Below are 19,344 nucleotides of genomic sequence, written 5' to 3' on the forward strand. Positions count from 1 at the left end.
CCCCCCGATGAAGAGCCCGCCTTCGATCCGCGTCCTGACCGTGAACACGCACAAGGGATTCACCGCGCTGAACCGCCGCTTCGTGCTGCACGAGCTGCGCGACGCGGTGCGCGCGGTCGACGCCGACCTCGTCTTCCTGCAGGAGGTGCATGGCACCCACCGCCGCCACTCGGAAGGCGTCGCGCGCTGGCCCCAGGCACCGCACTACGAGTTCATCGCCGACCAGCTGTGGCCGCAGTTCGCCTACGGCCGCAACGCCGTCTACCCGCACGGCGATCACGGCAACGCGCTGCTGTCCAAGTACCCGATCGTCGCCTACACCAACCACGACGTCTCGGTCGACGGCCACGAGGCGCGCGGCCTGCTGCACTGCACGCTGCGCCTGCCGGCCGAAGGCGCGCAGGTGCACGCCGTCTGCGTGCACCTGGGGCTGGCCGAGGGCCATCGCCGGCGCCAGCTCGACCGGCTGTGCGAGCTGGTGCGGCGCGAGGTGCCCGACGACGCGCCGCTGGTCGTCGCCGGCGATTTCAACGACTGGCGCGACCGCGCCCACCCGGTGCTCGAGCGCGGCCTCGGTCTGCACGAGGTGTTCGTGAAGGCGCACGGTCGTTCGGCACGCACCTTCCCGGCGCGATTCCCGCTGCTGCGCCTGGACCGCATCTACGTGCGCAACACGCGCGGCCACCGCCCGCTGCCGCTGCCGCACCGGCCCTGGGCGCATCTGTCGGACCACGCGCCGCTGGCTGCGGAGATCGCGCTGTGAAGCTGCGGCCACGCTGGCAGGACGGCAACACCGTCGAGCTGCTCGAAAACGGCGAGGCCTTCTTCCCCGCCGTCTTCGACGCCGTCCGCAACGCCCGCCACGAGGTGCTGCTGGAGACCTTCATCCTCTTCGAGGACAAGGTCGGGCTGGCGCTGCACGCGGCGCTGCTGGAGGCCGCACAGCGCGGCGTGCAGGTCGACGTGATGGTCGACGGCTTCGGCTCGCCCGACCTGTCGCCCGAGTTCACCGGCTCGCTGCGCGCCGCCGGCGTGCGCCTGCGCAGCTTCGACCCGAGCTGGCGGCTGTTCGGCCGGCGCTTCAACGTGCTGCGCCGCATGCACCGCAAGATCGTCGTCGTCGACGGCGAGACGGCCTTCGTCGGCGGCATCAACTACTCGGCCGACCACCTGGCCGACTTCGGGCCGGAGGCCAAGCAGGACTACTCGGTGCGGCTGCGCGGGCCGGTGGTCGAGACCATCCGCCAGTTCGCGCTCGCCGCGATCCGCGGCGGCACACGCGGCGAGCCGCCGGTGCAGCGGCCGCGGCTGCCGCCGCCGCGCACCGAAGGCCCGGTGCAGGCAATGCTCGTCACGCGCGACAACCTCGAGCACCGCGCCGACATCGAACGCCAGTACCGCGCCGCGCTGCGCGCCGCGCGCCACAGCGTGATCATCGCCAACGCCTACTTCTTCCCCGGCTGGCGTTTCCTGAAGGAGCTGCGGCGCGCGGCCCGGCGCGGCGTGGACGTGCGCCTGGTGCTGCAGGGCACGCCCGACATGCCGATCGTGAAGACCGCCGCCGGCCTGCTCTACGAGCACCTGCTGCGCGACGGCGTGCACATCCACGAGTACTGCGACCGGCCGATGCACGGCAAGGTGGCGGTCGTCGACGAGGACTGGGCGACGGTGGGCTCGAGCAACCTCGACCCGCTGAGCCTGTCGCTGAACCTGGAGGCCAACGTCATCCTGCGCGACCGCGGCTTCGCGGCGCAGCTGCGCGAGCGGCTGCAGCACCTGATCCGCCACAGCTGCGAGGAGGTGAAGCCCGAGCCGACGCCGCGCTGGCGGCTGTGGGTGCGGCTGCGCAGCTACTTCGTGCTGCGCTTCGCCCAACGCTTCCCGCTCTGGGCGCGTGTGCTGCCGGCGCACCGGCCGACGCTGCAGCTGGTCGAAACCCCGCCGCCGCCCGCGCCGGCCTCCGAACGCGAAGACGAGGCGCGGAGCCTGCATGCCGGATGAGGCCGCACCGCGCCGCGCTCGCGCGCCTTCGTGGTGGCCGCGCGCACGCCGCTGGCTGGGCATCGCCTTCATCGTCGTCGTCGGCGCGCTCGTCGCCAAGGTTGCACGTTCGATGGACTGGGGCGCGGCCTGGGACGCGCTGCAGCGTGTCGAGCCGGGGACGCTCGCGCTCGCGGCGGCGCTGGCCGCGGCCAGCCACGCGCTCTACGCCACCTACGACCTGATCGGCCGCCAGCTGACCGGCCACGGCCTGGCCGCGCCCCGCGTGGCCGCGGTGGGCTTCATCTCCTATGCCTTCAACCTCAACCTGGGCGCGCTGGTCGGCGGTTTCGCGCTGCGCTACAAGCTCTACGGCCAGCTCGGGCTGGCGCCCGGCGTCGTGACGCGCGTGCTGGGTTACAGCCTGCTGACCAACTGGCTGGGCTACTTCGTGCTCGGCGGCACGGTGCTGCTGCTGCGGCCGCCGGCGCTGCCGCCGGACTGGGAGCTGGGCCGCACCGCGCTGCGGTTGCTGGGCGGCGCGCTGCTGCTGGCCGCGGCGGGCTACGTCGCGCTGTGCGCCTTCGCGCGGCGGCGCAGCTGGCGGCTGCGCGGCCACGAGCTGGTGCTGCCGCCGCTGCGCGTGGCGCTGCTGCAGCTGCTGCTGTCGGCGACGAACTGGGCGCTGATCGCCGGCGTCTGCCACGTGCTGCTGGGGCGCACGCTGCCCTACCCCGACGTGCTGACGGCGCTGCTGCTGGCGGCCGTGGCCGGCGTCGTGACGCATCTGCCGGCCGGGCTGGGCGTCATCGAGGCGGTGTTCGTCGCGCTGCTGGGCGCGCGGCTGGGCCAGGGGCCGGTGCTGGCGGCCCTGCTGGCCTACCGCGCCGTCTACTACCTCGCGCCGCTGGCCGTGGCCACCACGCTGTACTTCGCGCTCGAGGCGCGCGGCAGGCAGGCCGCGCCAGCGCCGTCTTCGGCGCGCTGACGGCGCCGCCGCCGGCGCCTGTTCCCGACCATTGCACTGCGGCAGTTGCCGCGTCGCCACAACGCCAGCGGGGTCTCTGCGAGGCAGACGCCGTTGCGATTTGGTCGATTTATCCGGCTTTGCGCTGTGTCAGATCGTGACCGCGGGGTCAGGACTGGAATGCATCCGTCGTCTGGACTGATTCCAGATCGCCCCGGTGCCCGATGGGCCGTCCCGGCCACCGGCTACAGATTCGGACGGATAGAGGAGATTCCATGCGCATTCGTTGGACCCCGGTCGCCCTGGCCGCCGCCAGTGTCCTGGCCGTCGGCGCGGCCGTTGCCCAGAGCCAGGAGCCGATCCAGCCGATCGTGCCCCCGCAGCAGGTGAACCTGGGCATGGTCGAACTGGGCAAGAAGCTGTACTTCGACCCGCGCCTGTCCAAGTCGGGCTTCATCTCGTGCAACTCGTGCCACAACCTGTCGATGGGCGGCACCGACAACATCCCGACCTCGATCGGCGACCGCTGGCAGCAAGGCCCGATCAACGCGCCGACGGTGCTGAACTCCAGCCTCAACGTCGCCCAGTTCTGGGACGGCCGCGCGGCCGACCTGAAGGCCCAGGCCGGCGGCCCGATCGCCAACCCGGGCGAGATGGCGTTCACGCACACGCTGGCCCTGGGCGTGCTCGAGTCGATCCCGGCCTACCAGCGCGAGTTCAAGCAGGTCTTCGGCAAGGACAAGATCGACATCGACCAGGTCACGGCCGCGATCGCCGAGTTCGAGAAGACGCTGGTGACGCCGAACTCGCGCTTCGACCAGTGGCTGCTGGGCAAGAAGGACGCGCTGAACGCCGACGAACTCGCCGGCTACAAGCTGTTCAAGGAAAGCGGCTGCGTCGGCTGCCACAACGGCCCGGCCGTCGGCGGCAACTCGTTCCAGAAGATGGGCGTGGTCGCGCCGTACAAGGCCAGCAGCCCGGCCGAGGGCCGCGTCGCGGTCACCGGCAAGGACGCCGACCGCTTCAACTTCAAGGTGCCGACGCTGCGCAACGTCGAGATGACCTACCCGTACTTCCACGACGGCGCGGCCAACACGCTGACCGAAGCCGTGGACATCATGGGCCGGCTGCAGCTGGGCAAGAAGTTCACGCCCGACGAGAACGCCAAGATCGTCTCCTTCCTGAAGACGCTGACCGGCGACCAGCCGAGCTTCACGCTGCCGATCCTGCCGCCGTCCAGCGACAAGACCCCGCGGCCGCAGCCGTTCAAGTAGCCCCACCGCGCCGGCCCGCCGGCGCCACCCCGCCCCGCGGCCTGTCCGGCGCGGGGCTGTTCTTTTGTCGACGACACACTGATCGCCGGCGTCAGAGCACGCCGCTGCCGACACCGGGCGCGCCGCTTGCTGACGGCGCCGGATGCGCCCCGCCCTGCCCTTCACGCTCCTGGCCCTGCTGTGCCTGCTGGTGGCGTGGAGCGCGGGCGCACAGCCGCAGCCGCCCGCCGCGGCGTTCGTGCTCCGGCTCGACGGCGCCGTCGGCCCGGCGGCCGCCGACCACCTGAAACGTGGCATCGCCGCCGCCCATCGCGACGGCGCGGCGGTCGTCGTGCTGCAGATCGACACGCCCGGCGGGCTGGACACGTCGATGCGCGAGATCGTGCGCGCCATCACCGCCGCGCCGCTGCCGGTCATCGCCTGGGTCGGGCCGGCGGGCGCACGCGCCGCCAGCGCCGGCACCTTCATCGTCTACGCCAGCCATCTCGCGGCGATGGCCCCGGGCACCAACCTCGGCGCGGCGACGCCGGTGGCGCTGGGCGGGCCGCCGGTCGAAGCCGGGCGCGCCGCCTCCACGCCCGACCCGTCGGCGGCCAAGGCGATGAACGACGCGGTCGCCTACCTGCGTTCGCTGGCCGAACTGCGCGGGCGCAATTCCGACTGGGGCGAACGCGCGGTCCGCGACGCTGCCAGCCTGGCCGCGCCGCAGGCGCTGGCCGCCGGCGTCGTCGAGATCGTCGCCGAATCGGTGCCGGCGCTGCTGGCGCAGGCCGACGGCCGCAGCGTGAAGCTGGCCGCCGGCACGGTGACGCTGCACACCGCGGGCCTGGCGCTGCGCCACCACGAGGCCGACTGGCGCACGCGTGCGCTGGCCGTGATCTCCAACCCCAACCTGGCGCTGATCCTGATGGCGATCGGCGTCTACGGCCTGCTGTTCGAGGCCATGAGCCCGGGCGCGCTGGTGCCCGGCGTCGTCGGCGCGATCAGCCTGCTGCTGGGGCTGTACGCGCTGTCGACGCTGCCGGTGACCGTCGCCGGCCTGGCGCTGCTGCTGCTGGGCCTGGCGCTGATGATCGCCGAGGCTTTCGCGGCCTCGTTCGGCGTGCTCGGTCTGGGCGGCGTCGTCGCCTTCGTGCTGGGCGCGCTGCTGCTCGTCGACACCGAGGTTCCGGGCGCCGTCGAGGTCTCGCTGCCGCTGGTCGCCGGCCTGGCGCTGGCCTGTGCGGCCGCGGCGCTGCTCGTCGTGCGCGCGGCGCTGCAGGCGCGGCGCCAGCAGCCGCGCAGCGGCACGCCGGCGATGCTCGGCGAGACGGCGCGTGTGCTCGACTGGGCCGGCAGCCAGGGCCACGTGCTGCTGCAGGGCGAACGCTGGCGCGCCGTCGCCGAGGCCCCGCTCGCCCCGGGCGACGGGGTGCACGTGCTCGGCGTCGACGGCCTCACGCTGCGCGTCGCACGCGCGGCCCCACCCCCGGGCTGAGGCCCGCACCACCCGACGGAGATGCCGATGTCCTCGCTGCTGATCTTCAGCCCGCTGCTGTTCCTCGTGATCATCGTGCTCGCGATGTCGATCCGCATCCTGCGCGAGTACGAGCGCGGCGTGGTCTTCACGCTCGGCCGCTTCACCGGCGTGAAGGGGCCGGGGCTGATCCTGCTGATCCCGGTGCTGCAGCAGATGGTGCGTGTCGACCAGCGCACCCAGGTGCTGGACGTGCCGGGCCAGGACGTGATCTCGCGCGACAACGTCTCGGTGCGGGTCAGCGCGGTGATCTATTTCCGCGTCGTCGGCCCCGAGCCCTCGGTGATCCAGGTGGAAAACTACCGCCAGGCGACGAGCGAGCTGGCGCAGACGACGCTGCGTTCGGTGCTCGGCCGCCACGAGCTCGACGCGATGCTGTCCGAGCGCGACAAGCTCAACGCCGACATCCAGAACATCCTCGACGCCCAGACCGAGGCCTGGGGCGTGAAGGTCGCCAACGTCGAGTTGAAGCACATCGACCTGGGCGAGAACATGGTGCGCGTGATGGCGCGCCAGGCCGAGGCCGAACGCGAGCGCCGCGCCAAGGTGATCAACGCCGAAGGCGAGGAACAGGCCGCGCGCAAGCTGCTGGAAGCCGCCCAGGTGCTGTCGGCGCAGCCCGAGGCGATGCAGCTGCGCTATCTCTCGACGCTGGCGACGATCGGCACGCAGAACAGCTCGACGATCGTGTTTCCGTTCCCGATCGACCTGGCCTCGATGCTGCGCGGCGCCGCACCGCCGGGACGCTGATGCCCTGGCTCAAGCTCGTGCACCTCGCCGCGGTGATCGTCTGGTGCGGCGCGCTCAGCTACCTGGCGCTGGCGCTGGCGAGCGCCGCGGAGCTGCCGCGGCGCTCGCTGCCGCGGGCGCTGTTCACCAGCGTCGCCACACCGGCGGCGCTGGTGGCCATCGCCTCGGGCACGGCGATCTTCGTCTGGCACGGGCCCTACGCGGCGTGGCTGGTGGCCAAGCTGATGCTGGTGGCGCTGCTGGTGCTGGGCCATGCGCTGGCCGGCGTGCTGGTGCTGCGCGTGGAACGCGACGGCGCTGCCGTGCCACGCGCCGGCGCGACGCTGCTCGGCTGGACCCTGGCATGGCTGGGCGCGATCGCGTGGATCGTGCTCGCCAAACCGTTCTGAGACCGGCGCCGTGTGCCAGCGCCCGACGTGGTCAGCCGGCGGTGTCGACGCCGACCGTCTTCTCGTAGACCAGGCGGCCGCCGAGGTAGGCCGCCAGCGCGATGAAGGCCGCCGTCAGCAGGCTCAGCGCCAGGCCCCAGGGCAGCACCACCGCCTCGCGGTCGCCGACCAGGCGCAGCGTCCAGTTCAGCGTCGCCAGCGACAGCATCATCACCGCCAGCAGCGCATGCGCCCAGGCGACGACGAGGCGGCGCACGCGGGCGATCGCCAGCAGGTCGACGAGGCCGAAGACGCTGGCCACCCAGCCGCCCAGCGCGCCGACGCCGGCCAGCCAGAGCGCCGCCCGGGCCCAGAAGGCGTCGCCGCTGACCAGGAAACCGAGGTCGGCACCGACCAGCCCGATCAGCGCCGCCACCGGGAAGTGGATGACCATCGGGTGCAGCGGGTGCCCGGCGATCGCGGCGCGGCTGAGGATGGGTTCGGCCTGCATCGGTCCATTCTGACCGCGGGCGCTGCCGCGGCGCTGGCCGGCTGCGAAGGCCCGCTGTCGGTACTGGATCCCGCTGGGCCGTCGGCACGCGCCGTGGCCGAGGTCTGGTGGTGGATGGCCGGCGCCGCGGCGCTGGTGTTCACCGGCACGCTGGCGGCCTGGATGCTGGCGATGCGCCGGCAGGCGCCGCCCGACGAGGCCCGGGCGCGGCGCGACGGCCGGCGCTGGCTGGTCGGCGGCGGGCTGCTGCTGCCGTCGGTGGCGGTGCTGGCGCTGCTGGTGCTGGGCTCGCCGGCCGCGCTGCACCAGCTGCCGCTGCCGGGCACCGGGACAGCGCCGCTGCGGGTTCACGCCGTCGGGCTGCAGTGGCACTGGGAGCTGGTCTACCCGGACGCCGGCATCAGCCTGGTCGACGAGCTGCGCATCCCGGCCGGGCGCCCGGTGGACGTGCACACCGAGAGCCGCGACGTGATCCACTCGTTCTGGGTGCCGCGCCTGGGCGGCAAGCTCGACGCGATCCCCGGCCACGTGCGTGTCGTGCGGCTGCAGGCCGACGCACCGGGGCGCTACCGCGGCGTCTGCGCCGAGTTCTGCGGCCCGGGGCACGCCGGCATGGCGATGACGGTCGTCGCGATGGAGCCGGCCGAGTTCGACGCCTGGCTGGCGGCGCAGCCGGGTGCCGCACGGTGAACGGCCCGCTCGCGAGCGAACCGGCCGACGACGGCGCGCCGCCGCGCGAGCCGCAGGCGCTGCACGCGGAGTTCGAACGCGTCTGGGGCAACCCCAAGGGCTGGCAGGCGCTGGCCGTCGTCAACCACGGCAGCATCGCGGCGCGTTTCGTCGTCACCGGCGGCGTCTTCTTCCTCATCGCCGGGCTGCTGGCGATGCTGATGCGCGCCCAGCTCGCGCAGCCCGGCCACCAGGTGCTGGGCCCCGAGGCCTATGCCCAGGCCTTCACGATGCACGGCACGCTGATGATGTTCCTGTTCGCGGTGCCGGTGCTGCAGGGTGTGGCCGCCTGGCTGCTGCCCAAGATGCTGGGCGCACGCGACCTCGTGTTCCCGCGCCTGTCGGCCTTCGGCTACTGGTGCTACGCCTTCGGCGGCACCCTCCTGACGGCCAGCCTGCTGCTCGGCGTGGCGCCCGACGCCGGCTGGTTCCTCTACACGCCGCTGTCCTCGGGCCGGCACTCGCCGGGGCCGAACTCCGACTTCTGGCTCATCGGCGTCACCTTCGTCGAGATCTCGACGATGAGCGCGGCCATCGAGGCCACGGTGGCGATCCTGCGCACGCGCGCGGCCGGCATGTCGCTGGACCGCATGCCGATCTTCGCCTGGGCGATGCTGGTCACCTCGCTGATGATCGTCGTCGGCTTCCCGCCGCTGATCCTGGGCTCGCTGCTGCTGGAGCTGGAGCGCGCCGCCGGCTGGGCCTTCTTCGACCCCGCGCGCGGCGGCGACCCGCTGCTGTGGCAGCACCTGTTCTGGCTCTTCGGCCACCCCGAGGTCTACATCATCTTCCTGCCGGCCGCCGGCATCGTCTCGACGCTGGTGGCGGCGCACGCGCAGCGGCCGCTGGTGGGCTACCGCTGGGTCGTCGTGGCGATGGTCTCGACGGGTTTCCTCAGCTTCGGGCTCTGGGTGCACCACATGTTCGCGGTCGGCATCCCGGCGCTGGCGCAGGCCTTCTTCTCGGCCGCCAGCATGCTGGTCGCGATCCCGACCGGGGTGCAGGTCTTCGCCTGGATCGCCACGCTGTGGGCGGGCCGGCCGAGCGGGAACGTGCCGATGCTGTGGCTGGGCGGCTTCCTGTTCGTCTTCGTCGCCGGCGGGCTGACCGGCGTGATGCTGGCGCTGGTGCCCTTCGACTGGCAGGTGCACGACACCCACTTCGTCGTCGCGCACTTCCACTACGTGCTCGTCGGCGGGATGCTGTTCCCGCTGGTGGCGGCGCTCTACCACTGGCTGCCGCTGGCGAGCGGGCGGCTGAGTTCGCCGCGGCTGGCGCGGCTGGGCTTCTGGCTCAGCTTCGTCGGCTTCAACGGCAGTTTCCTGGTGATGCACTGGACCGGGCTGATGGGCATGCCGCGGCGCGTCTGGCGCTACGACGCCGGGCTGGGCTGGGATCTGCCCAACCTCGTGTCGTCGGTGTTCAGCTTCGTGATGGCCTTCGGCGTCGCCGTCGTGCTGCTGGACCTGCTGCTGCACGCGCGCCTCGGGCGCCGTGCGCCGCCCAACCCCTGGAACGCCGACACGCTGGAGTGGGCCGCCGGCATGCCGCCGCGCGCCTACAACTTCGCCAGCCTGCCGCGGCTGGCGACACGCCACCCGCTGTGGGAGCGGCCGGAACTGCTGCGCACGATCGCCGAGGGCCGCCACGCGCTGCCGCAGGCGGCGCACGGCCGGCGCGAGACGCTGGGCTGCGACCCGCTGAACGGCCAGCCGCGCGAGGTCATCCACCTGCCGGGCAACAGCTGGCTGCCGCTGGTGGCCGCAACCCTGCTGGCTGCGCTGTGCATCGCGCTGCTGGCCAAGCACTACAGCGCGGCGGCGCTGCTCGGGCTGGCGGCGCTCGGCGTGCTGCTGCGCTGGTCCTGGCTGAACGGCGCGCACCCGCAGGCCGTGGCCGGCGAAGCCGCCGACCTGCCGCAGGGCCTGGCGCTGCACTCCCGCACGTTCGACGGGCCCGGCCTCTGGGGCATGGGGCTCGCGCTGCTGGCCGATGCGGCGCTGTACGGCTCGCTGCTCTTCGCCTGGGCCTACCTCTGGACCGTGGCGCCGGGCTTCAAGCCGCCGGCCCAGGCGGCGCTGCCCGGCTGGGCGCTGGGCGCGGTGGCCGCGGCCTTCGGGGCCGGGCATCTGCTGCAGCGGCAGGCGGTGGCACGCCTGCGCCGGTCGATGGCCGGCCGCCTGGCCGCGACGATGGCCGCGGCGGCGGCCTGCGGCGGTGCCGGCGCCGCCGGCCTGGGTCTGCTGCTGGCGACGGCGCCGCTGCAGCCGACGACGAACGCCCACGACGCCGTCGTCGTCTTCACGCTCGGCTTCCTGCTCGTGCACGGTGTGCTGGCCGGCGTGATGTCGGCGCTGCAGGCGGCGCGCGTGCGCGCCGGCCACGTCGGCGTCGCGGCGCCCTACGAGCCGACGGTGGTGGCGCGGTTCTGGGGCTTCAGCGTGGGCGCGGCGGTGCTCGCCTGGGCCGCGCTGTCGGGGCTGCCGGCGGCCTTCGGAGGCAGCGCATGAGGCTGACGGCCGACCACCCGCTGCAGCTCGTCGCCGGGCTCACGGTCTGGGCCGCCTGGTTCGTCGCCGTCTACGGCGGGCTGTCCCTGGGCTGCGCCTGGGTGCCGCCGGATCCGGCCGAGGGCGCCGCCACGGCACTCAACGCCGCACTGCTGGGCTTCAGCGTGCTGAGCTGCGCGGCGCTGGCCGCCGCTGCATGGGTCTGCGCGCGCGCAGCGCGTCGTCGCACGCAGCACGCGCGCCGCTTCGTGGCCGCGGTCTCGGCCGCGCTGTACGGCGTGGCGGCGCTGTCGACCGCCGTCATCGCGCTGCCTCTGCTGGCGCTGCCGCCATGCATCTGACGCTGCTGCTGCCGGCGCTGCTGCTGCCGGGCGCGGCGCTGGCGCACGCGCCGGGCAGCGGCGCGGAGACGCTGCTGCTGCGGCTGGCGCAGGCGCTGTTCGTCGTCAGCTGGTTCGGCTGGGCCTGGGGCGCGGCGCTGAAGCGGCCGACACCGGCGCGGCGCGCCGCGCTGCACGGCGGCATGGCGCTGGCCGGGCTGGCGCTGTTCGGGCCCTTCGACGACTGGGCGGCGCAGAGCACCAGCTGGCACATGCTGCAGCACATGCTGCTGATCGTCGGTGCGGCGCCGCTGCTGGTGCTGGCGCGGCCGCTGCCGCAGTGGCGCGCCGCCTTCGGCCATGGCACCGACCCGGCCTGGCGCGCCCTGCTGGCGCTGGCGCGCCGGCCGCTGGCCTGCGCGGCGCTGCACGGCGCGGCGATCTGGTTCTGGCACGCGCCCGCGGCCTACACCGCGGCGCTGCTCGATCCGGCGCTGCATCTGGCCGAACACGCCAGTTTCGCCGGCAGCGCCGTGCTGTTCTGGCAGGCGGTGCTGGGCGCCGGGCGGGCACGCGTGGCGGCCGCCGGGCTGGCACTGCTGCTGACGCTGATGCACACCGGGCTGCTGGGCGCGCTGCTGACCTTCGCGCGCGAGCCGCTGTACCTGCGCGAGTCCCGCGAGCTGTGGGACCAGCAGCTGGCCGGGCTGGTGATGTGGATTCCCGGCGGCGCGGCCTACCTCGCGGCCGCAGCGGTGCTCGCGCGGCGCCTTCTGGCGCCCGGGCACCTGCAGCCGGGCTGACGTGTTGGCCCGCACCGCCCGGAGACATCCGGGGCAGCCGACCCGGCACGACGGGGGCAGACGATGGCCCACAAGATCGTGATCGACGCGGACGCGGGGCCCGTGGGCGGATCGGGTTCGGGGGGCTCGCTGGCGCATCACGCCGAGCACAGCCAGGTGCCGGCGGCGAAGTCGGTGCCGGTGCGCGTGCGGGGCAACAGGCCGACGCTGCGCTGGCCTGCGAGCGGGGGGAAAGGTCGTGCTGATCGGGAGATCGCGGCGGCCGGTGTCGCCCGATACTCGGTGCTCCGGCCGACCGGGCCGCGCCGAGGAGAAGCAAGATGCCGGATTCCGGCCATCCGGGACAGGACGGGCACTGCAGGATCTGCCGCGACGGGGAGGCCTTCGGCGCGCCGCTGGCCTTCGCGTTCCAGCCCATCGTCGACGTACCCGCACGCAGCGTGTTCGCCCACGAGGCGCTGGTACGCGGGCCCCGGGGCGAGCCGGCGGCCAGCGTGCTGGCGCAGGTCGACGACCGCAACCGCTACGCCTTCGACCAGCGATGCCGGCGCGACGCGATCGCCGCCGCGGCCCGCCTGGGGCTGAGCGAGCGGCTGTCGATCAACTTCATGCCCAACGCGATCTACCGTGCCTCGGCCTGCATCCAGGCCACGCTGCGCGCGGCCGACGCCTGCGGCTTCCCGCTCGACCGCATCATGTTCGAGATCACCGAGACCGAGCGCGTTCGCGACGTCGCCCACCTGGTCGAGATCGTCACCGAGTACCGGCGGCTGGGCTTCCTGACTGCGCTGGACGACTTCGGCGCCGGCTATTCCGGCCTGAACCTGCTGGCCGCGTTCGAGCCCGACATCGTCAAGCTCGACATGGACCTCACGCGCGCGCTGGACAGCCGGCCGCGCTCGCGCGTGATCGTGCAGTCGCTGGTGCGGCTGTGCGAGGAGCTGGGCATCGCCGTGATCGCCGAAGGCGTGGAAACGGCCGGCGAGCGCGACGCGCTGCTGGACTGCGGTATCACCCGCATGCAGGGCTGGCTGTTCGCGCGCGCGGCCTTCGACGCGCTGGTGCAGCCCGACCCCGGCGCCTGGGGCGCCGCGCGCTGATCGCGGCCCTCAGACCGGTCGCGGCGCCGCCTGCGGGTTCGGAGCGTGGCACGCATCACGGCCGCCAGCGCCAGCCCGGCCAAGACACCGAGCAGGTGCTGCGACACCAGCACCGGTGCGCCGATCAGCTCGGCACTGCCGGCGGCCGGCCCCCACGCGAGTTCGACCAGGACCTTGGCGATGGCCGCCAGGCCCAGCAGCCGCGTCACCGGTTGCTGGGTCCGATCGGCGGCGAGCAGCACCGCGATCCCGTGCAGCGGGCCCGACAGGCCCGCCGCCCAGGCGTGCCGCGCCAGCAGGTGCTCGCCGAGCATCACCATCAGCGCCAGCAGCGGCAACGCGGCCAGCAGCCGCAGCCGTGCGGCGGGCGTGGCCAGGGCGACGAGCAGCAGCAGCGCGCCGAGGTCCAGCGCCCAGTGCGCGGCATTGGTGTGCACGAAGGCGCCGCTGGCCAGGCGCCACCACTGCCCGGCGTCGACCGCGGCGCGTACGTAGCCCGCCGCGTGCGGCCCGGCGGCGGTGGCCAGCACCGAGAGCGCCAGCCAGGCCGCCAGCAGCGCGGCCGCGCGGGCGTTCACCGCGCGGCGCGACGCCAGACCAGGCCCAGGGCGAGCGCCAGCAGCGCGCTCCAGTGCAGCGCGCCGCCGCCGCCTCCGCCGTCCTCGTCGGCCGTCGAGCTGCTGCCGGCGGCGGACACGGTCAGCGTCACCGTGACCTGCGTCGCGTCGGAGACGTCGGCATCGGCGTCGTCGCTGACCGCCAGCACCACCGAGTACGTGCCTTCGACCGGGTTGTCCCAGCCGAGCACGTTGTCGCTCACCGTCATGCCGCTCGGTCCGCTGACCAGCGTGAAGTAGACGGTGTCGCCGTCGGCGTCGCTGCCTTCGAGCTCGGTGCTGAAGGCGGTGCCGGCGGTGGCCGTCCAGCGGTCGGGCAGGTCGGCGGTCGCCGGGTTGTTGACGCTGACGGTCCAGCTGCTCGAGCCGCTCTGGCCCGCCGAGGACGTGACCACGACCTTGAAGACCATCGGCGTGCCCTTGGTCGCCGGTGCGGTGAACGACAGGCTGGACGTCGCCGCGCCGTTCAGCGTCACGCTGGGGCCGGAGACCTGGGTCCAGGCGTAGCTGTAGCCGGAGTCCACGCCCGACACGCTGGCCGTCAGCGTCACGGTGGCCGAACCGGCGACGACGCTGGAGCCCGAGATCGTGACCACCGGCGTCTGCAGCGCGGCCACCGCCGCCTGGGCGTCGAGCATGCCGGCGCCGCACTGGCCCGCGTTGTTGGCGCAATAGGTGCCGGACGGGTGGCTGGCGGCAGTCGACACCAGCAGCGAGCGCACTTGGGCCGGGGTCAGCGAGTCGTCGACGGCCAGCAGCAGCGCCGCCGCCGCCGCGACGTGCGGCGTCGCCGCCGAGGTGCCGGCGAAGCCGGTCAGCTCGCTCATCGTGCCGGCGCTGCGCGTGCCGGTGTTGCCGATCGTGTAGGTGGCGCGGCTGTCGCAGCTCGTCAGCAGCATGCAGGACCCGCCGCCGGGCGCGGTCAGCGTCACGTCGGCCGAGTGGTTGGAATAGGACGCGAGGTCGCCGCCGACGGTGTGCGCGCCGACCGCGATGACGTCACTGCAGTTGGCCGGCGCGCCGACCGAGGTCGCGCCGTCGTTGCCCGCGGCGACGACGACCACCGCCTGGCGCGAGACGGCTTCGTCGACCGCCTCCTGCAGGTAGGCGTAGCAGCTGGTGCCGGCCTCGGCGCCCAGGCTCAGGTTGATGACGCGCGCCGGCGTGGTGTTCGTCGGCACGCCGGAGACGCTGCCGCCGGCGGACCAGACCACGGCGTCGGCGACGTCCGAGAGGTAGCCGCCGCAGCGGCCGAGCGCACGGGCGTGCAGGATGCGCGCGTGGTTGGCGGCGCCGCCGGCGACGCCGTAGGCGTTGTTGGCCTCGGCGGCGATCAGGCCGGCGACGCCGGTGGCGTGCCAGGACGAGTCCGTGCCTTCGTCGTCGCAGTAGTCGCCGACGTCGGTCGGGTCGGCGTCGCGGCCGTCGCCGTCGCCGGCCATCGTGCTGTCGGAGATGAAGTCGTAGCCGCCGATCTGGTTGCTCGTCAGGTCCGGGTGGGCGAGCAGGCCGGTGTCGACGACGGCGACGACGATGCGGCTGCTGCTCGACGGCCAGGCCGCGAAGAGGTTGGCGGCGCCGGTGAAGCTGGAGCTTTCGCGCAGGCTCCACTGCGACGAGGCGTAGGTGTCCGACGGCAGCGCCGTGGCCTTCACGCGCACGTCGGGCAAGGCGTAGGCGACGCTGGCGTCGGCGGCGACACGCGCCGCCACCTGCCGCGCGCGCGCCAGCGTCAGCGGCGCCGCCAGGGTGTAGACGGTGGCGCCGGTGGCCGTCTGGCGCAGCGCCGACAGCTCGACGCCGGCCGCCTCGGCGAGCGCCTTGACGCGCGTGCGGGCACGTTCGGTCGAAGCGGCCAGGGCCTGGGTCTTGTACTTGACGACGAGGCGGGTGGTGGTGTCGGCCGTGGAGGCGGCACGAGCCGGCAGCGCCAGCCAGGCCGAGCCCGCCAGCGCCATGGCCAGAAGCGGTGTGAAGAGTTGACGCATCGAAGGTCCTGCGGGTCCCGCGCACGCACGGACGGCGTCGCGCTGGGCGTCTATTCGACGGGCAGGCGCCAGCGCTTGAGCCTTCGGACGCCCGCCTTTTCGCAGCTTTGCCGGGCGTCAACTTCGGACATCGAGACCACCGGTCGATCGCAAGGCACGGGCCGCGCGCCGAAACGTCTCTGCGGCCCTCGATGCGGGCGCGTTTTCACCAATTTGCGATGTTGATGCAGCTCAAACAGTCCATAGGGGCCCAGCCTAGAGTGACTTCGTCCAACAAACCGAACCGGAGTCCAATACAGTGGACCACAAGACCAGCAAAGTCCCGTCGCTGCAGCGCGCGATGGCGATCCTGGATCACATCGCCGAGAAGGGCGCGAGCCAGGGCAGCGCCCTCGTTCCCGTCCTCAACGCGCCCAAGAGTTCGGTCTATGTGCTGCTGGACGAGCTGAAGAAGCTGCGCCTGCTCTCCCAGGGGCCCGACGGCCTGTACCGGCTCGGCATCAAGCTGATCGAGCTCGGCGAGCAGGCGGCAGGCCAGCTGGACCTGCGCGAACTGGCCCGGCCCCATCTGGTCGAGCTGATGCAGGACACGGGGCTGCTCTGCCACCTGGGCGTCATCGAAGGCGACGCCGCGTACTACATCCTCAAGGTCGAGTCGCCGGGGACCATCCGGGTGCGCTCCTGGGAAGGCAAGCGGCTGTCGCTGTACAGCTCCGGCCTGGGCAAGTGCCTGCTCGCCTGGACCGACAAGGACAAGCAGAACCAGCTGATCGGCAATCTGCAGTTCGTGCGCGCCACGCCGCAGACCATCACCAGCGTCGCCGAACTCGACGCCGCGCTGCGCCAGATCCGGGCGCGCGGCTGGAGCTACGACGACCGCGAGGATCTGGAGGAGATCCGCTGCGTCGCCTGTCCCGTCTTCGACGCCAGCGGAAACATCGCCGCCGCGATCTCGGCCGTCGGCACGACGCTGCAGATCGACGAACACAAGCTGCCCACGATCTCGGCCCAGGTCATGAAGACCGCGGCGCGGATCTCGGGCGAACTGGGCTACGTGCCCGCCAAGGTTTAGTCGCCCGCGGTACTGGCCACACCGCGGGGGACTCTTTTCGAGTCGACACGAGCACGCCGACAGCGGGCAGGCGCCAGGCGCCGCGAGCACCGCCTCTTCAAAGAATGCCTCGAACGACTCCGTACCGACGCAACTGAAGCAGGAACAAGATGAAATTGCCAAAGATCAAGCAAGTCCGCGCTTACTTCATGGGCGGCGCCACGGCCGTCAAGGGCAGCGGCGGGGCCGATTACCACGACCAGGGCGGCAAGCACTGGATCGACGACCACATCGCCACGCCGATGAGCAAGTACAAGGAGTACGAGCAGTCGCGGCAGTCCTTCGGCATCAACGTGCTGGGCACGCTGCTCGTCGAGGTCGAGGCCGACAACGGCCAGAAGGGTTTCGCCGTCTCCACCGGCGGCGAGATGGGCTGCTTCATCGTCGAGAAGCACCTCAACCGCTTCATCGAGGGCAAGTGCGTCTCCGACATCAAGCTGATCCACGACCAGATGATGAACGCGACGATGTACTACTCGGGGTCCGGCGGCCTGGTGATGAACACCATCTCGTGCGTGGACCTGGCGCTGTGGGACCTGTTCGGCAAGGTGCTGGGCCAGCCGGTGTTCAAGCTGCTGGGCGGCGCGGTGCGCGAGGAGATCCGCTTCTACGCCACCGGCGCGCGCCCGGACCTGGCGCAGAAGATGGGCTTCATCGGCGGCAAGATGCCGACGCACTGGGGGCCGCACGACGGCGACGCCGGCATCCGCAAGGACGCGGCGATGGTCGCCGAGTACCGCGAGAAGTGCGGCCCCGACTTCTGGCTGATGCTCGACTGCTGGATGAGCCAGGACGTCAACTACGCCACCAAGCTCGCCCACGCCTGCGCGCCGCACAACCTGAAGTGGATCGAGGAGTGCCTGCCGCCGCAGCAGTACGAGGGCTACGCCGAGCTCAAGCGCAACGCGCCGCCGGGCATGCTGGTCACCAGCGGTGAGCACCACGGCACGCTGCAGTCCTTCCGCACGCTGGCCGAGACCGGCATCGACATCCTCCAGCCCGACGTCGGCTGGTGCGGCGGCCTGACGACGCTGCTGGAGATCGCGGCCATCGCCAAGTCGCGCGGCCAGCTGGTCGTGCCGCACGGCTCGTCGGTGTACTCGCACCACGCGGTCATCACCTTCACGAACACGCCGTTCAGCGAGTTCCTGATGACCAGCCCCGACTGCTCGAGCTTGCGCCCGCAGTTCGACCCGATCCTGCTCGACGAGCCGGTGCCGGTCGACGGCCGCATCCACAAGTCGGTGCTCGACAAGCCGGGCTTCGGCGTCGAGCTCAACCCGGACTGCAAGCTGACGCGGCCCTACACCCACTGAGCCCCGGGTCGGCGAGCCCCGCCACCCGCCCCGCATGGGGCGGGCCGGGCGGAGCTCGCCCGCGCGAAACCTGCACTCGCAACCAAGGCTGAAGGACATCTCGCCATGGCTACCACTCTGCTCGATCGGACCGTCACCAAGATGCGGTGGCGCCTGATCCCCTTCATGCTGACACTCTACGTGCTGGCATTCCTGGACCGCGCCAACATCGGCTTCGCCAAGCAGGCCTACCAGCTCGACACCGGCCTGAGCAACGAGGCCTTCGCGCTCGGCGCCGGCATCTTCTTCGTCGCCTACGCCTGCCTCGGCGCGCCGGCCAACCTTCTGATGAAGAAGTTCGGCGCGCGCAAGTGGATCGGCGTGACAACGCTGCTGTGGGGGCTGCTGTCGGCCGCCATGGCCTACGCCGACAGCGAAACCAAGTTCCTCGTCGTGCGCACGCTGCTCGGCGCCGCGGAGGCCGGCTTCTTCCCCGGCATGATCTACCTGACCTCGCAGTGGTTCCCGCAGCGCACACGGGCCAGCGTGATGGGGCTGTTCTACATGGGCGCGCCGCTGGCGCTGACGCTGGGCTCGCCGCTGTCAGGGGCCCTGCTGGAGCTGCAGGGCGTGGGCGGCCACCCGGGCTGGTTCTGGATGTTCGTCATCGAAGGCCTGCTGGCCGTCGCGGCGGGCTTCTGGACCTTCGCCTATCTCGACGACTCCCCCGAGACGGCCCGCTTCCTGAGTGCCGAGGAGAAGCGCACGCTGCTCGACCAGCTGCACAGCGAGGAGAGCGCCAAGGCCACGTCGCGCATCGCCGACGCGATCCGCAATCCGCAGGTCTGGCACCTGGCCTTCATCTACATGCTCATCCAGATCAGCGTCTACGGCCTGATCTTCTTCCTGCCGACGCAGGTCGGCGCGCTGCTGGGCAAGAAGGTGGGCTTCGAGGTCTCCGTCGTCTCGGCGATCCCGTGGATCGCCGCTCTGGCCGGCACCTACTTCATCCCGCGCTACTCCGACCGCGTCGGCGAACGCCGCAACATCGCCGCGGCGACGCTGCTGATGGCCGGCCTGGGCATCGGGGTCTCGGCGCTGGCCAGCCCGCTGGTGGCGATGGTGGCGCTGTGCTTCGCGGCCGCCGGCTTCATCGCCGTGCAGCCGGTGTTCTGGACCATGCCCACCGGCCTGCTGTCGGGCACGGCGCTGGCGGCGGGCATCGGCTTCACCAACATGTTCGGCGCCGTCGGGGGCTTCCTGGCCCCGCTGATCCGCGTGAAGGCCGACACCTTGTTCGGCAACCAGATCGCCGGTCTGCTGACGCTGGCCGCGCTGGCGGTGCTCGGCTCGGTGGCCATCATGGCGCTCAAGCAGGTGCGAGCGACCCCCGTCGCCCCGGCGGGCGGCTCGCGACTGGCCAAGACCTGATTCCCACCCCACCCTGGCAGGGCCGCGGCGCCGCTGGGCGTCGTGCAGATCCCGGTCTGCGCCGCGCCCTCAGC

17 protein-coding genes and 1 pseudogene are annotated in these 19,344 nt (G+C 72.5%); 15 read left to right on the plus strand and 3 right to left on the minus strand.

The window, feature by feature from the left end; translation table 11 throughout:
• Positions 1-7 precede the first annotated feature (7 nt).
• The 7 genes from EV684_RS02645 to EV684_RS02675 all read left to right on the plus strand — a co-directional run bounded on the left by EV684_RS02645 (position 8) and on the right by EV684_RS02675 (position 6,876).
• Positions 8-763, plus strand: a complete 756-nt coding sequence (locus EV684_RS02645) for an endonuclease/exonuclease/phosphatase family protein (RefSeq protein WP_132644643.1) — start codon at positions 8-10, stop codon at positions 761-763.
• Positions 760-2,001: a cardiolipin synthase ClsB gene (gene clsB, locus EV684_RS02650; protein WP_132644644.1), complete on the plus strand. Its 1,242-nt coding sequence runs from the start codon at positions 760-762 to the stop codon at positions 1,999-2,001. The genes EV684_RS02645 and clsB overlap by 4 nt, the downstream gene beginning before the upstream one ends.
• The gene (locus EV684_RS02655) at positions 1,991-2,968 is read left to right on the plus strand and encodes a lysylphosphatidylglycerol synthase domain-containing protein (protein ID WP_132644645.1); all 978 of its coding nucleotides are present in this window, start codon (positions 1,991-1,993) and stop codon (positions 2,966-2,968) included. Before clsB ends, EV684_RS02655 begins: the two co-directional genes overlap by 11 nt.
• Positions 2,969-3,222: 254 nt before the next feature.
• Positions 3,223-4,221: a cytochrome-c peroxidase gene (locus EV684_RS02660; RefSeq protein ID WP_132644646.1), complete on the plus strand. Its 999-nt coding sequence runs from the start codon at positions 3,223-3,225 to the stop codon at positions 4,219-4,221.
• Between the two features lie 142 nt (positions 4,222-4,363).
• A complete protein-coding gene (locus EV684_RS02665) occupies positions 4,364-5,698 on the plus strand; it encodes an NfeD family protein (RefSeq protein WP_132644647.1) in 1,335 nt (444 codons plus the stop codon).
• 27 nt (positions 5,699-5,725) lie between these two features.
• On the plus strand, positions 5,726-6,487 hold the full coding sequence (locus EV684_RS02670) for a slipin family protein (RefSeq protein ID WP_132644648.1): 762 nt from the start codon (positions 5,726-5,728) through the stop codon (positions 6,485-6,487).
• Positions 6,487-6,876, plus strand: a complete 390-nt coding sequence (locus EV684_RS02675; RefSeq protein ID WP_132644649.1) for a hypothetical protein — start codon at positions 6,487-6,489, stop codon at positions 6,874-6,876. The genes EV684_RS02670 and EV684_RS02675 overlap by 1 nt, the downstream gene beginning before the upstream one ends.
• Before the next feature lie 31 nt (positions 6,877-6,907).
• Here the strand turns inward: EV684_RS02675 and EV684_RS02680 are convergent, their stop codons facing one another.
• Complete coding sequence (locus tag EV684_RS02680; protein ID WP_132644650.1) at positions 6,908-7,366, minus strand: DUF2231 domain-containing protein; 459 nt, start codon at positions 7,364-7,366, stop codon at positions 6,908-6,910.
• Between EV684_RS02680 and coxB the strand changes: the two genes are divergently transcribed.
• From coxB to EV684_RS02705, 5 genes are all read left to right on the plus strand, one after another.
• Positions 7,322-8,056, plus strand: a complete 735-nt coding sequence (gene coxB, locus EV684_RS02685) for a cytochrome c oxidase subunit II (protein WP_310733527.1) — start codon at positions 7,322-7,324, stop codon at positions 8,054-8,056. The genes EV684_RS02680 and coxB overlap by 45 nt on opposite strands.
• Complete coding sequence (ctaD, locus tag EV684_RS02690; RefSeq protein WP_132644651.1) at positions 8,053-10,605, plus strand: cytochrome c oxidase subunit I; 2,553 nt, start codon at positions 8,053-8,055, stop codon at positions 10,603-10,605. The genes coxB and ctaD overlap by 4 nt, the downstream gene beginning before the upstream one ends.
• Positions 10,602-10,946 carry a hypothetical protein gene (locus EV684_RS02695; protein WP_132644652.1) on the plus strand — a complete coding sequence of 115 codons (345 nt, stop codon included), beginning with the start codon at positions 10,602-10,604 and terminating at the stop codon, positions 10,944-10,946. Before ctaD ends, EV684_RS02695 begins: the two co-directional genes overlap by 4 nt.
• On the plus strand, positions 10,937-11,728 hold the full coding sequence (locus EV684_RS02700) for a cytochrome c oxidase assembly protein (protein ID WP_132644653.1): 792 nt from the start codon (positions 10,937-10,939) through the stop codon (positions 11,726-11,728). The genes EV684_RS02695 and EV684_RS02700 overlap by 10 nt, the downstream gene beginning before the upstream one ends.
• A gap of 320 nt (positions 11,729-12,048) precedes the next feature.
• On the plus strand, positions 12,049-12,828 hold the full coding sequence (locus EV684_RS02705) for an EAL domain-containing protein (protein ID WP_132644654.1): 780 nt from the start codon (positions 12,049-12,051) through the stop codon (positions 12,826-12,828).
• Positions 12,829-12,890: 62 nt separating this feature from the next.
• Here EV684_RS02705 and rrtA read toward each other — a convergent pair.
• Together rrtA and EV684_RS02715 are read right to left on the minus strand one after the other, a co-directional pair.
• Positions 12,891-13,406, minus strand: a pseudogene (rrtA, locus tag EV684_RS24640) (rhombosortase); the annotation flags it as partial.
• A complete protein-coding gene (locus tag EV684_RS02715) occupies positions 13,403-15,433 on the minus strand; it encodes a S8 family serine peptidase (protein WP_132644655.1) in 2,031 nt (676 codons plus the stop codon). The pseudogene rrtA and the gene EV684_RS02715, both read right to left, overlap by 4 nt.
• Before the next feature lie 298 nt (positions 15,434-15,731).
• Here EV684_RS02715 and EV684_RS02720 point away from each other — a divergent pair, with 298 nt between their 5' ends.
• The 3 genes from EV684_RS02720 (at position 15,732) to EV684_RS02730 (ending at position 19,270) form a co-directional block, all read left to right on the plus strand.
• Entirely contained in the window at positions 15,732-16,505 is a 774-nt protein-coding gene (locus EV684_RS02720; RefSeq protein WP_132644656.1) for an IclR family transcriptional regulator, read from the plus strand.
• A 149-nt stretch (positions 16,506-16,654) separates the two neighbouring features.
• Positions 16,655-17,860, plus strand: a complete 1,206-nt coding sequence (gene rhmD / locus EV684_RS02725) for an L-rhamnonate dehydratase (protein ID WP_132644657.1) — start codon at positions 16,655-16,657, stop codon at positions 17,858-17,860.
• 105 nt (positions 17,861-17,965) lie between these two features.
• Positions 17,966-19,270 carry an MFS transporter gene (locus tag EV684_RS02730; protein WP_132644658.1) on the plus strand — a complete coding sequence of 435 codons (1,305 nt, stop codon included), beginning with the start codon at positions 17,966-17,968 and terminating at the stop codon, positions 19,268-19,270.
• Positions 19,271-19,344: the final 74 nt, after the last annotated feature.

Origin of the sequence: Rubrivivax gelatinosus (genome assembly GCF_004340905.1) — a bacterium.
Taxonomy (GTDB): Bacteria; Pseudomonadota; Gammaproteobacteria; order Burkholderiales; family Burkholderiaceae_C; genus Rubrivivax; species Rubrivivax gelatinosus.